Source organism: Tractidigestivibacter scatoligenes, assembly GCF_001494635.1.
Taxonomy (GTDB): domain Bacteria; phylum Actinomycetota; class Coriobacteriia; order Coriobacteriales; family Atopobiaceae; genus Tractidigestivibacter; species Tractidigestivibacter scatoligenes.
The window spans coordinates 472,519-485,015 of the sequence record NZ_LOJF01000009.1; the positions used below are offsets into that span (position 1 = coordinate 472,519).

Below are 12,497 nucleotides of genomic sequence, written 5' to 3' on the forward strand. Positions count from 1 at the left end.
CGGCCTAGATGTCGAACTCAGCGAACTCGTCCTGCGCGGCTGGGACCTGTCCGCCTCCTGGGCTGGCAAACGACGCCGCGTCCTGCTCTGCCGGCGCCTTCACCGGCGACGTGAACTGCCCGCTGCCAAGTAGCTGCTCAACCGTAACGCCGGGGTTCTGTGAGAGGATGTCGAGCATCTCGACAAAGTCACGGATGACCTCGCGTGGGGTGAGGTGGGTGTCCGCGCCCACGCGGCCGTACTCGGTCTCGAGGAAGCGCACGAGCTCGTCCTGGGTGATGGTGCGCTGGTACCCAAAGAGCCCCGCGTGGATGTCCGCAAGCTTCTCGACCAGCACCAGCAGCTCCTCATGGGTAAGCGGCTCCAAGCGGATGACTGGCGCCAGCATGTCCACCAGGCCGTCCTGCGAGAAGCGCCCCTGCGTGAGACGGCTCCGCAGCGCCTCGTACGAGTAGAGGCCGCGACGCCTGTCCTCCACCGCCTGGGGCGTTCCGCTCATGATGATGCCCAGGTGGTGCGCCTTTCCCTGGAGCGTGTCGTTGTACATGGTGAGCACCTTCTCGTAGTTGTACTGCCTGCTCACCGCGTTGGGGATCTTGTAGAGGTTCACCATCTCGTCAAGGAGGATGACAAGCCCCTTGTAGCCTGCCCCCACGAGGAAGGTTGCGAGGATCTTGAGGTAGTCGTACCAGTCGTCATCACCTATCACGATGCCCACGCCCAGCTCGCGTCTGGCCTCGGTCTTGTTGCGGTACTCGCCGCGGAACCACTTGGTGACGTTTGCCTTGGTCTCGTCGTCACCCTCGAGGTGGGCGCGCCAGTACATGGTGAGAAGGCGCGCAAAGTCGTAGCCGTGAACCAACTCCTGCACCGAGGCCATGGTGCCCATGATGCGCCGCTCCATGGCATCGGCGAACGCCAGATCATCCGGGGAAAGACCGTCCTCGAGCGTCACCTGCGACTGCACGTTGGAGACCCAGCGGTCGAGCACCAGGTTGAGGGCGCCGCCCTCGGGCCTGGTCTTGGTGCTGAGGTTGCGAATGAGCTCCCGGTAAGTGGCGAGACCCTGGCCGCCCGTGCCCTGCAGGCGCCTCTCGGGCGAGAGGTCTGCGTCTGCCACAACAAAGCCCCTGCCCATGGCATGGTTGCGGATGGTCTGGAGCAGGAAGCTCTTGCCACTGCCGTAGCGGCCCACAAGAAAGCGGAAGCTGGCGCCACCATCGGCAACGAGGTCGAGGTCGTGCAGGAGCGCGGCAACCTCGCGGTCGCGACCCACGGTGATGTAGGGCAGGCCCACGCGCGGAACGACGCCGCCCTTCAGGGAGTTGATGATCACCTGCGCGATGCGCCGAGGAACGCGCGGTGCCTGCTCTGGGGTTGCTAGCGTCATGGTTGTAGATATCCTCTCAGGTCTTGCTCGTAGTCCTCGACAAGGGTGGGACCGGCGTCGCCAAACTCCATCACCGTGTCTCCCACGAGGTCAAAAAGCTTCTCGTTGATTGAGTCGACAAGCATGTCGAGGGACGTTCCCGCGGTGGCAGGGGCCTCCTTGTGAGCGAGAAGCGCGTCGAGAAGGGCACGCTCTTGCTCGGTGAGGCCGAGGGGCGTCCCTGCAGCCTGCGGCGCGGGTGCAGGTGCCGGCGTCGGAGGCGCAACCGCGGGCTCCACCGCAACGTCACCAGGAACGTACCCCTCGCGCTCCTCGTCCACCAGGAGCGCCTCGCGTGTGACTGCCGCCGCGCTGCGAATGTTGCCCAGCTTGGAGAGGTCGACCTTGAACCGACGCCTCTCGGCCTCCTCCTCGCGCTCGTGCTGCGCCTGGCTTTCCTCCGCAACCATCTTCTGGAGGTAGCGAGGAAGCACCTGCTCCTTGAGGGGATGGCCAAAGACCCAGTCGATGCGCATCTGGCGATCGATGGCCCGCAGGAGACGCGCCAGTTCGCGGCTTCGCTCGGTGGTGGAGTACGCCTGCCGCTCCACCCAGCGACCAAAGCGGAAGCTTACCGTCTGGCCGGGGCAAACGCGAACGGTACGCTCGGGGCCTTCCCAGCCGTGCTCAAGCGGAACGCCCGCCAGGGGCGTGAACGGCCACGACGTGCGGTAGCCCACCAGGCCGTCGACCCATCCCGTCTTCCGGCGACGATTGCAGTGCACAGCCATGCGTCGCGCCACGGCGGCGGCAACGGCAGCGAAGGACTCACGATGCGCACGGACGAAGGGCGAGCGAGAGATGTCCATGGTAGAGACGTTGCCCATCGCCACCATGACTTCATCGTCTGTTGGGGCGGGCACCTTCTCTGCCTGCTGGTCCTTGAGAAGCCCGCGGGCGGAGAGCTCGGCGCGCTCCATGGCCCGCAGCGTCTCAACGCCGGCGCCAAATGCACGGTCTGTCTCCGTGACCGTCTGCTGAACGTCAAGACCCATGCAGATGGCGTAGTCGCGCTCCCAGCGTCGGAGGTCCATCGTCACGCTGGGGCCAATGCCGTGCGCGTCCTGCTCGGCGCAGCGCTGCTCGAGCGCACGTAGGCAGGCGAGAACTTCGGGCCCCGGAGTGGCTCCCACGCCATTTATGAGCTCAAATGCAAGGATAGTGACGTAGGTTGCCGGCACATCAATGGTCATGCCGCGACGCCAGGCAGCGCGCCAGGTGAAGTACCCGCGAAGCTCTCGGTTGCCAAGATCCTTGTATGTTGGCAGGTAGCGATAAGGGTGGAACCCCTCAAAGGGCAGGTTGTCCTCAAACTTTGCAGCAAGGCGGGCTTGACGACAGAAGAGCTCGCCCGGACGCAGATTCTCCTTCTCCAGATGCCGTAGCTCCTGCAGCGTGGGAGGAAGCTCGGAATCTGCAAGCTCCATGCTGTCCTCCGCGAAGAAGGACGGCATTACAAATGAGAACGACGGCCATGCAGGCTGCGCAGACTCGGGAACAGCGGACGATTCCCAAGTAGACGAAGAGACGCTCGCTTGCTGGTGCCGCCTCTCGACGCGCTGCTCGCGGGCATTGCGCGCGGCTTCACGCCCCTCTTGGCGCCGCATTGCGCGCTCGCGAGCAAAGTCTGCGCCCGTACGAAGGATTGGCTGTTCAGAGTAGGTATTCTGGCTCATCTTAGTGAGGGAGCGCCCGTCCTTCGAGGCAAGAATCTGCTCAATAACCTCCTCGGCACGCGAGCGCGTGCGATTTGTTGAGTGGCTCGTACCGTCCCCGTCCAACTCGCACCTCCCCGCGCGACGCACCATTCGTGGCTAACCATTCTACTCCCTCGCGAGCAGAATGAGAACACGTGTACGTTGATTTGTGCGCAGGTAACGTTACCGGAGAGCTCAAGCCCCATCGAAACTGACTTGCCGGAGCTGCTCTCGTTCCCGAACTACGCACGGTCGGGATTAAGGTTTGTGTCGACCTGGGCTTTTGCTCGTCTCATCCTCAGCCGTGCGTAATTAGAGCGCCTACCGGACCGCCGGGAGCGCTACCCGAGACGCCGTATTGGCACAATCTAACGGTTGGGATACGGTTTTTCGGGGGAGCCCCGAGTACAAACTAATTAAAGCATTGTTTAACTGCAGGTAGACGATTTGACACTGGCCTTCAAGCATATAAAGAGTTTAGCAAAAACTGCTGACAACCGGAGGTCTGCTTCCACAGTAGCCCCTTTTACGAATTACTTGGGTGTGTGGAGGATGCTCTCGGGCGTAAAGGCCGGCTTTTGGAGGGCATCGGGCTGCGACGAAAATCAAACTTCCGGTTGGCAGTAGTTTTTGTTGCATTGCTTATATATCACTTTACATACAGCAATTACTTGACCTGCGGTTCAACAATTATTTAATCGATTTGTACTCGGGGCTCCCCCGAAAAACCGTATCCCAACCACCAATCCGTGCCAAGCTACCGAAAATGTTGCCACCACGCACCCTCGTACAGCGTTGTTGTCCCACCTTTGGGGCACAAGAGTGAACGAGGCTGACATATGGATAGGTCGAACCGGGATTTCGAGGTGCAGCGATGGCCGAGAAGGACAAAGCGGCAGGCACGAGCGCAGACGAAAGCTGGGCACGTCGAGGCGCCACGGCGCTCAGGCGCGCCTTTGACGTGCGAGAAGGCCGCGCTTCCTGGCCGCAGATCCGCAAACGCTTCGTAGGTGGCTCGAAGCTCGATGGCACGCACATGTGCATCCTCATTGTCGCCATGCTCATAGCCTCGATTGGCCTCAACACGGACTCCACCGAGGCTATCGTAGGTGCCATGCTCATCTGCCCGCTTATGGGCTCGGTGCTCGCCATCTCCTACTCCGTTGCCACGGCCGACGTGCGGCTTCTTCGCCACGCCGCCGCCGGCCTGGCGCTCCAAATGGTCATCTGCCTTGCAACCTCCACCATCTACTTCCTCCTCACGCCCATACCCTTCGAGACCAGCGCACTCCTCGACAACTCGACCCCCACCATCTGGGACCTGCTCATCGCGCTTGCCGGCGGCTTTGCGGGCGGGCTGGGCAACTCCCGCAAGCAGGAGCCATCAACCCTCATAGCGGGCGTTGCCGTGGCAACTGCCCTCATGCCGCCCCTATGCTCGGCCGGCTACGGCATCGCGCAGCAGAGCCTTCCGCGCTTTGCCGGCGCGCTCTACGAGTTTGGTGTCAACGTGGTCTTCATTGCGCTTGCCGCAGAGGTTGTGCTGCTCCTCCTGCACGTCCCACTCCACCGAGACGTCAACGACGACGGCATAGTGACCCCGCAGGAGAGCGAGGAGGCAGTTGCCATCTCGCATCGGCTGCGCAGACACGTCATCATCGGGACGCTTGTCTTTGCAATCCCCTGCCTCATAGTGACCACAGGCGTTGTCCAGGAGACCGTCCAGCAGCATACCAAGAGCTCGGCCGATACCGCCGCAACAATCTCCCAGACCTCGGACCAGTACGAGACGGCACTCACAACGCAGGAGCTCAAGGCGGTCCAGCCCGAAGTCGAGCGCTACTCCGTGGGAACCGAGTACGGCTTTGACGCGGGCCCTTCTCAACCAACCAAGCGCATCGTGGCAACGGTCACCAGTAGCCGAACGCTTTCCAAAGACGAACAGGACCGCGCCGAGGCGCTCGTACGCGTGCACGTGCCCAGCGTGGACGAGGTCCGCTTCGCTATGGACACCGCAAGCCCCAGCACCGAGTGAGACAATGGGCCGCGTAACACAACCATCACACAAGGAGCAGGAGCACAGGACATGGCAACACATACGACCATCGGCATCATCGGCTGCAGCCACGTGGGAGCGCACGTCGCAAACGCGCTGCTCGCACAGGGCCTTGCGGACGAGATTCGCCTATCGGACACAAACGAGAAGCTCTGCCGCGCACAGGCGAACGACCTCCTCGACGCCATGAGCTTCTATCCCCGCCCCGCGCGCGTCGTCGAGTGCGATGACCGCTACGAGGAGCTTGCCTGCTGCGACGTCATTGTCAACGCCGCAGGCCACGTAGACGCCGCCCGCACCGACCGCGACGGCGAGCTTGTCCCCACCACGGAGGAGCCCAAGAAGTTCGTCCGCCGCATCGAGGACGCGGGCTTCACGGGCATCTGGGTGAGCGTCGCCAACCCCAACGACGTGATCGCCACCGAGATACGCGACCTGGCAGACTGCGACCCCCGCCGCGTCCTGGGCTCGGGCACCACGCTCGACTCCGCACGCTTCAAGCATGCGCTTGCCGGCGCGACCGGCCTCAACCAGGCATCCATCAACGCCTGGATGCTTGGCGAGCACGGCTTCTCTGAGTTTGCCCTGTGGTCGCACGTCACCTTTGGCTGCCTCACGCCCGGGGAGCTGGAAGCCCAGACGGGCGTCGCGCTCGACCGCGACGCGCTTGAGATGCAGGCCGTGCGCGGCGGCTACGCCACCATGGTGGGCAAGTTCTGCACCGAGTACTCCATCGCCAACGGGACCGTCGCCATCATCGAGGCCGTCCTGGGCGACACCAAACTCGTGACGCCCGTCTCGACACTGGTCGAGGGCGTCTACGGCGTATCCGGCCACTATGCGTCGCTGCCCTGCGTGATTGGCGCAGGCGGCGTCGAGAAGGTCATCGTCCCCACCATGACGCCGCACGAGCAGGAGCGCTGGCAGGCAAGCTGCAAGCACATCGAGGAGAACATCGTCAAGGTCTCCTGGTAGGCCACGCAGCCGGAAGGCGTTGCGAAAACGGCGGGGGCGCCACGATGCGCTCCCGCCGTTTCTCTACTTGAACGTGATCTTGATGCCGCCAGAGCCCTTGCCGCCGCCCCTGCGCGAGAAGAGCCCGTGCAGCCGCGCACCGTAGCGCTTGAATCGGTGGTTGATGCTCTCGCCGCTGGTCGAGCGCAGGCCCAGAAGCGGCGCCGCGCACAGCGTGGGCAGGAAGTACTCGATGGCGCGCCAGAGCACGAAGCCCGCCGAGGCCTGCGCGCCAAACATCTTGCCAAAGAGCAGGGCAAAGCCGCCCTCGGCGCCGCCGGTGCCGCCGGGCAGAGGGATGGCGGAAGTGAGCAGCTCGAGCATCGAGCCGGACGCCAGGCAGGTGATGAGGTCAGCCTCCTTGCCAAAGGCATTGAGCACAAACCACGGCAGTGCGTAGAGGCAGCCCAGCTGCAGCAGGGTGAGCACCAGCACGCCAATGAGGTCACCCCTGTTCTTGGCGGCAGACTTGAAGCCGTCGGAGAACTCCATGATCTGGTTGTTCACGACCTGGTACCAGTGGTCGTAGTCCTTCACCCAACCGTGCTTGTTGGCAAAGCGCAGCACCCAGTTGCCAATGCTCGAGAAGAACTTGGGGTAAGCGCAGATGGCAAACAGCACCACGCACTCCAGAATCTTAAAGGCAAAGAGCAGGATGCCAATGATGATGAAGTCGCCAAAGGAGTTGAGGAAGTAGTCAAGCCGGAAGATGAGCATGATGGCCGCAAAGATGCCCTCGCCCGCCTCGTACATGATGAAGCGCGTGGAGTGGAGCGCGCCGGCGCCGCCAACGGAAAGGCCCGAGCGGGTAAGGCGGTAGATCTGCGCCGGTGCGGCACCCATGCCGTTGGGCGTGAGGTTCATGAAGAAGATGCCTGCCGCCTCAACGCTCATGAGGTCGCGTACGCCCACGGGAGAGTTGGGATCTGCGACAACCGAAAGCACGTAGGCAGAGACGCCTATGGCGTAGTAGACCAGGTAACAGAGGGCGCCACGCAGGATCCAGGAGCTGTCGACCTGCGAGAGGCTGCTGAGAAACACGTCCATCTGGCCGGAGAAGATAAGGTACGCCAGGTAGGCAAGCGTGACGATGCCGAGAAATACCAGGCTCTTGTGCACCTGGCCCATGCTCTGCTTGTCGGCCTCGCGGTCCTGGGCAGATACCGCCTTCACGGCGTTGACGCGGTACTTGACCTTGGCGCCAGCGCCCGCTTTGGGGGCGCTGCCAGCGGCGGCCTTGGGGGCAGCACCGGTGGCTTTGGGAGCAAGCTTTGCCTTGGACTTGGCGGGGCTCACCTTGGCACCAACGACCTGTGGCTTTGGAGCCTTGGGGCGCTTTTGCGCCGCAGGGACATTCTTATCGGCGTCCTCTGCCACAAACCCCTCCGACCCGCCAGTCCCAGGCAAGCGCCGTGGGCGTCGACCGACTACATCATTAGAGCTAGCCTATCGATTATAGGCCACCGGGTCTGGTTCCACGATTCCTCCGCCCAGGCAGACGAGACCCCCATAGATGACGGCAGACTGCCCCGGCGCCACCGTGCGCACGGGTTCGGGGAAGCTCACGCGGGCGCGCCCGCCGTCAAGCACCTCCACGCGCGCCTCTCGAAGCTCGCCCGTGTGTCTCGTCCTCACAAGATAAGTGCCGTCCAAAGGGGGCTCGCCAGCAATCCAGTGCACGTCGGAGAGGTCGAGCTGTGTGCACCAGAGGCCGGGGCAGGCCGGGTTGGCAGTCACGTAGACCACGTTCTTCTCGGTATCCGTCGAGACCACATAGCGAGCGGGGCCGCCGCCCAGGTCGAGCCCCTTGCGCTGGCCCACCGTGAACAGGAAGGCGCCGTCGTGATGACCCAGGACGCGACCCGTCTCCCACTCGACGATGTCCCCAGCACGGCGCTCGAGCGTGTCCAGGAGGAAGGTGCGAATGCCCACGGGTCCCACGAAGCAGATGCCGTCGGAGTCCGGCTTGGACTCCACGCCCAAGCCCCTCTCGGCGCACATGCGGCGCACCTCGGCCTTGTCGCGCACCTCACCCACAGGGAAGAGCGTGCGCGAGAAGGCCTCCTCCCCTACGCGCCAGAGAAAGTAGGTCTGGTCCTTGTGCTCGTCCACAGCGCGCAGGAGCTGCGTGGCACCCGTCGCGGGGTCCTGGTACACGCGGGCGTAGTGTCCCGTGGCGATGAGGTCCGCGCCGCGTGCGAAGGCACGGTCGGCGAAGGTGCCAAACTTGACGGTCTGGTTGCACATCACGTCGGGGTTGGGTGTGAGGCCGTGCGCGTAGGCGTCCACCAGGTAGTCCACAACGGTGCGCTGGTACTCCTCCTCGCAGTCCCAGACCTCGAGGCCAATGCCCAGGGTCACAGCAACGCGCTCGGCGTCCGCAAGGTCGTCTGCCCAAGGGCAGCGGTACCCCGGCAGGTCGCGCGACCAGTTGCGCATGTAGACGGCCGTGACGTCATAGCCCTGCTCCACAAGGAGCGCGGCAGAGAGCGCCGAGTCCACGCCTCCGGAGAGGCCGAGAAAGACCTTCTCGCCCATTAGCGTCTCCTCCCCACTGCCAGGCCACCGGCACGGTTGAGCATGTCCTCCTGCGTGATGCCCGTGCGCTGCATCTCCGTGCGCACGGCGTCTGCAATCTGCTCCGCGGCGTAGTCGATGTCGTCCATGCTGGTTTGCCGACCCATCGTGATGCGGAGGCTCCCCGCCGAGACCTCCGGGGGCAGCCCCATAGCGTGAAGGACGTGGCTCTCGCGCATGCGGCTGGCCGCGCAGGCGCTGCCCGTCCCAACAGAGACCCCGCGGCGCTCGAGAAGCACCACCAGGCGCCTGGCCTCGAGGCCGGGAAAGCTCACGTGGAGAAGGCCGGGAAGGCGGTGCTTGGGGCTTCTCGGCCCCGAGACCACCATGCCGGGGAACTCGTCCGCAAGGGCGCGCTCAAGCCGCAAACGCAGCGCCTCCTCGCGGCGGCACTCCTCGGCGCGGCAGCCCTGCGCGATTGAGAGCGCGGCAGCGAACCCCACCGCACCGGCAACGTTCTCGGTGCCGGAGCGCACGCCGCCCTCCTGGCCGCCGCCGAGGACCAGAGGGCGCAGGCGCACACCCTCCCCCGCCCAGAGGACGCCCACCTGCTTTGGCCCGTAGACCTTTGCGGCAGAGAGGGTGACCATGTCGGCCCCAAGCGAGGTCACGTTGCACGAGAGCGAGCCGGCGGCCTGCGAGGCATCCGTGTGCAGCCACAGGGGCACGCGGCTCCCCTCGGCCAGGCGCTGCTGGCGCACCACGGCGACCCTGCGGGCAATCTCTCGCACGGGCTGCACGGCGCCCACCTCGCCATTTGCAAGCTCAACCGAGACGAGCTGCGTGGTGGGGCCAATGGCCGCGCACAGCCGCTCCGGGTCAACGCGGCTGTCGGCGCCCACGCTCACCACCACGGCATCGCGTGCCTGGGCGCAGGCGAGGACGGACTCATGCTCGGCGGCGTCGGTCACAACGCCACCGTCCGCTGCCGCAAAGGCAAGGTTGTTGGCCTCGGTGGCGCCAGCGGTGAAGATGACGCCATCTGGCTTGGCGCCCATGAGGTGCGCAATGTCCGCCCGCGCTCCCTCAACGGCATCTCGCGCCGCGCGGGCGCGGGCGTACGGGGCCGAGGGGTTCTCGAAGCAGCGTGTGAGGTAGGGCTCCATGGCCGAGAGGACCCTGGGGTCTAGCGGAGTGGCGGCAGCGTAGTCCAGGTAGACATCGCGGGCAGGGGCAGGCGCGCCCGCGCCGCTCGTGGCCTGCACCTGCGCGGCAGACCGTGGCACCATGCGGTCGGGCGTCACTGCTCGTCGCCCCCAATGACGAGGTTCTGGAAGCGGTTGGCTATGAACTCGTCCGTGTAGTGCTCGTCCACCCACTGCTCGAAGGCGTTGCTCGCGGGGACGCCGGCGTCGCGCGCCGTCTTGCGGTTGAAGCATGCGAGCGTCATCCAGATGTCCGCCGCAAGGTAGACGCTCACCAGGATCACAAAGACCAGCTGGCGGTGAGAGGTGGGCATGCCAATGCGGTAGAGCAGGGGCGGCATGACCACGCGGCACCAGGTGAGCCCCAGGATGCCCCAAAAGAAGAGGAAGCGCCAGGCAACCCACTGGGTAATGTGGTCGGGCAGATACTCGTAGGTCCAGGACTCGGCGTGGAAGAGCGTTGCCATCGACCAGCCGGTGACCTGCTCCAGGATGCCACCCACCGCCATGGAGATGAGGAAGATCTGCCAGCCCTTGGCGTGGTGGCGGCGCATCTCAAAGCAGATGAGCGTGAGGAACGTGGCCCCAAAGCCATAGAGTGGCGAGAAGGGCCCCCATACCAGGCCCACGCGGCTCTGCGTGAGGCCCGCCGTCACGAACATCCAGACCTCCTCGACGAAGAGGCCCGCGATGCAGCCAAGGAAGAAGACGATGATGACCTGGTAGAAGCCCAGGTGCATCTCGTCGAGATACGCCTCGATTGCGTCGTGCTCGGTGCGCATGACGGTGGCGCGACGCTGCGGCGCGGCCTTGTCGTCTATGCCCTTGAGGTCACGCTCGGCGACCTTCTCGGCAGCTTCTTCTGCCTCGTGCGCCTCCGAGACCTCTGACGCGTCGAGCTTCCTGCCCTGGCGCAGCCAGTCCGCAAAGTAACGGATCACGCGGACGAACCCCTCGACGATAAGGGCAATGAGGAGAAGCGTGAGAAGGCTGAGAATCATGGGGCGTCTCCCTTTGGGTGGGCGGTCAGGCGCGACTACCCGAGGGCTGCCGCCGCGGCGGTCTTGGATGCGTGACCACGCGCCCCCTTAGCATACGACACGACCGCCAGCGACGTCTCCAGAGATTCTTCTCGTCATTTTGTGGCTTCTACCTGCGGTGTTTACAAGACCCTCAAAAAATTTCAAATTCTCGCTTGCATCGGCGCGACGGTTCCCGTATATTATCCCCTGCGTCGCGGGCTTAGCGCAGTTGGTAGCGCGCCACCTTGCCAAGGTGGAGGTCGCGGGTTCGAACCCCGTAGCCCGCTCCATGCATTTCCGGCCGGTGCAAATCGGCCTTTTTCATATGGCGAAGTGGCCAAGTGGTAAGGCACGGGCCTGCAAAGCCCTTACCCCCGGTTCGAATCCGGGCTTCGCCTCCAGAAAAGAACGGCACCCGTGAGAGCGGGTGCCTTTTTTGTTGCGCAGGATCTCTCGCCCGCGGCTCCTCGCCCGAGGTTGCCTGGCACTGCCTGATGAAGCCCGGTGTCGCCCAATGCCGCCCGAGGAGAGATTCCTGCAGCCCTGTGACTAAAATCGCACTTCGGGCGAGAAAATGACGCCCGAGAAGCCGTTATCGAAGCAATCACGTACAAAATTGCCCTTCCGGCGCCCAGATGACACCGGAGACATCGTCTCGTACGAAATCCCGTCGGATACCACAGTTCAGGCGCCAGATTCTCGCCCGAGGCGCGTTTTTCTCACCGCCGTGCGTCTACGCGCCAGCGCCACCCACGACACCGATCTTCTCGCGTACGGGCACAAGCTTCACCAGCCGCACCACGGTCCCCTTCCCCGAGGGCTTGCGCTTGATTGACACGGCATCGGTGAGAAGGCGCATCAGGCGAATGCCGCGCCCACGCTCGGCGCCCGGGCCCGTATCGGGCGGCTCCTCGTCAGCGCCAAGCTCGAAGCCCTCGCCGCAATCTGCCACGTCTACCTCAATACGGTCGTCATAGGCAGTGACCGTAGCCAGCACGCCCCTGGCGCACGTGTGGTCAACGGCGTTGCCCAGGGCCTCGCCGCACGCAAGCGTCATATCAAAGATCTCATCCTCCGAGAAAGGCATGCCACGCATGAGCTCGCCCACATGGTCGCGGGCTTCGCCAAGGTGTACGGCATCCACGGGAAACGTGGTGCGCCACAACGGCAGCACGGAAGGGTCGAGCTCCGAGACGGTCCGCTTGCTCCCGGCGCGCGAGACCGGCATGTAGTCCACAATGCGCATGAGCGCCAGGCTCATGTACACGCGCGGCCGCACGTTGGTGAGCGACAGCAGCCCACCCAGAGACCTCATGCGACGCAGCTCGGTAAGGACGAGCCCCAGCCCCGCGGAGTCCGCAAAGCCCACGTCATCCATGTTGAGCACGATGCGCCGGCAGCCATCAGTGATGAGCGCGTCGATGGTCCTTCTCAGCGCACCCACGCTCGTCACGTCCAGGTCTCCCGCGACGTTCACAACGGCTATGTCCGGCATCCTCTCCATACGGGAATGCTTCCCACAACACTTCCGGTATATGCCGAGAAGTGCGCGAACGA

9 protein-coding genes and 2 tRNA genes are annotated in these 12,497 nt (G+C 64.3%); 4 read left to right on the plus strand and 7 right to left on the minus strand.

Going from position 1 to position 12,497, the window contains the following annotated elements:
- Positions 1–4 precede the first annotated feature (4 nt).
- Both AUL39_RS06625 and AUL39_RS06630 read right to left on the minus strand, forming a co-directional pair.
- Positions 5–1,390: an ATP-binding protein gene (locus AUL39_RS06625; protein WP_059054784.1), complete on the minus strand. Its 1,386-nt coding sequence runs from the start codon at positions 1,388–1,390 to the stop codon at positions 5–7.
- A complete protein-coding gene (locus AUL39_RS06630; RefSeq protein WP_160327046.1) occupies positions 1,387–2,883 on the minus strand; it encodes a TerB N-terminal domain-containing protein in 1,497 nt (498 codons plus the stop codon). The genes AUL39_RS06625 and AUL39_RS06630 overlap by 4 nt, the downstream gene beginning before the upstream one ends.
- 1,117 nt (positions 2,884–4,000) lie before the next feature.
- Between AUL39_RS06630 and AUL39_RS06635 the strand changes: the two genes are divergently transcribed.
- Positions 4,001–5,161: a DUF389 domain-containing protein gene (locus AUL39_RS06635; protein WP_059054786.1), complete on the plus strand. Its 1,161-nt coding sequence runs from the start codon at positions 4,001–4,003 to the stop codon at positions 5,159–5,161.
- Positions 5,162–5,212: 51 nt separating this feature from the next.
- On the plus strand, positions 5,213–6,157 hold the full coding sequence (locus AUL39_RS06640) for a lactate/malate family dehydrogenase (RefSeq protein WP_059054787.1): 945 nt from the start codon (positions 5,213–5,215) through the stop codon (positions 6,155–6,157).
- A gap of 63 nt (positions 6,158–6,220) precedes the next feature.
- On the opposite strand, the gene AUL39_RS06645 is transcribed toward AUL39_RS06640, so the two are convergent.
- The 4 genes from AUL39_RS06645 to AUL39_RS06660 all read right to left on the minus strand — a co-directional run bounded on the left by AUL39_RS06645 (position 6,221) and on the right by AUL39_RS06660 (position 10,919).
- Positions 6,221–7,573, minus strand: coding sequence for a lysylphosphatidylglycerol synthase transmembrane domain-containing protein (locus tag AUL39_RS06645; RefSeq protein ID WP_235810783.1), 1,353 nt, complete (start codon positions 7,571–7,573; stop codon positions 6,221–6,223).
- A 69-nt stretch (positions 7,574–7,642) separates the two neighbouring features.
- Positions 7,643–8,734 (minus strand): tRNA 2-thiouridine(34) synthase MnmA, encoded by a 1,092-nt coding sequence (mnmA, locus tag AUL39_RS06650; protein ID WP_059054789.1) that lies wholly within the window; start codon positions 8,732–8,734, stop codon positions 7,643–7,645.
- Positions 8,734–10,002 (minus strand): cysteine desulfurase family protein, encoded by a 1,269-nt coding sequence (locus AUL39_RS06655; protein ID WP_082667306.1) that lies wholly within the window; start codon positions 10,000–10,002, stop codon positions 8,734–8,736. The genes mnmA and AUL39_RS06655 overlap by 1 nt, the downstream gene beginning before the upstream one ends.
- Positions 10,003–10,013: 11 nt before the next feature.
- On the minus strand, positions 10,014–10,919 hold the full coding sequence (locus AUL39_RS06660) for a putative ABC transporter permease (protein WP_059054790.1): 906 nt from the start codon (positions 10,917–10,919) through the stop codon (positions 10,014–10,016).
- Positions 10,920–11,154: 235 nt separating this feature from the next.
- Here AUL39_RS06660 and AUL39_RS06665 point away from each other — a divergent pair.
- Positions 11,155–11,230, plus strand: a tRNA-Gly gene (locus AUL39_RS06665).
- A gap of 37 nt (positions 11,231–11,267) precedes the next feature.
- Positions 11,268–11,341, plus strand: a tRNA-Cys gene (locus tag AUL39_RS06670).
- 332 nt (positions 11,342–11,673) lie between these two features.
- Here AUL39_RS06670 and AUL39_RS06675 read toward each other — a convergent pair.
- Positions 11,674–12,444: an anti-sigma factor antagonist gene (locus AUL39_RS06675; protein ID WP_059054791.1), complete on the minus strand. Its 771-nt coding sequence runs from the start codon at positions 12,442–12,444 to the stop codon at positions 11,674–11,676.
- Positions 12,445–12,497 lie beyond the last annotated feature (53 nt).

Bases quoted from the DNA above. Each gene is read 5' to 3' on its own strand.
- AUL39_RS06625 (WP_059054784.1), bottom strand. From the start codon at position 1,390: ATGACGCTAGCAACCCCAGAGCAGGCACCGCGCGTTCCTCGGCGCATC.
- AUL39_RS06630 (WP_160327046.1), bottom strand. From the start codon at position 2,883: ATGCCGTCCTTCTTCGCGGAGGACAGCATGGAGCTTGCAGATTCCGAG.
- AUL39_RS06635 (WP_059054786.1), top strand. From the start codon at position 4,001: ATGGCCGAGAAGGACAAAGCGGCAGGCACGAGCGCAGACGAAAGCTGG.
- AUL39_RS06640 (WP_059054787.1), top strand. From the start codon at position 5,213: ATGGCAACACATACGACCATCGGCATCATCGGCTGCAGCCACGTGGGA.
- mnmA (WP_059054789.1), bottom strand. From the start codon at position 8,734: ATGGGCGAGAAGGTCTTTCTCGGCCTCTCCGGAGGCGTGGACTCGGCG.
- AUL39_RS06655 (WP_082667306.1), bottom strand. From the start codon at position 10,002: ATGGTGCCACGGTCTGCCGCGCAGGTGCAGGCCACGAGCGGCGCGGGC.
- AUL39_RS06660 (WP_059054790.1), bottom strand. From the start codon at position 10,919: ATGATTCTCAGCCTTCTCACGCTTCTCCTCATTGCCCTTATCGTCGAG.
- AUL39_RS06675 (WP_059054791.1), bottom strand. From the start codon at position 12,444: ATGGAGAGGATGCCGGACATAGCCGTTGTGAACGTCGCGGGAGACCTG.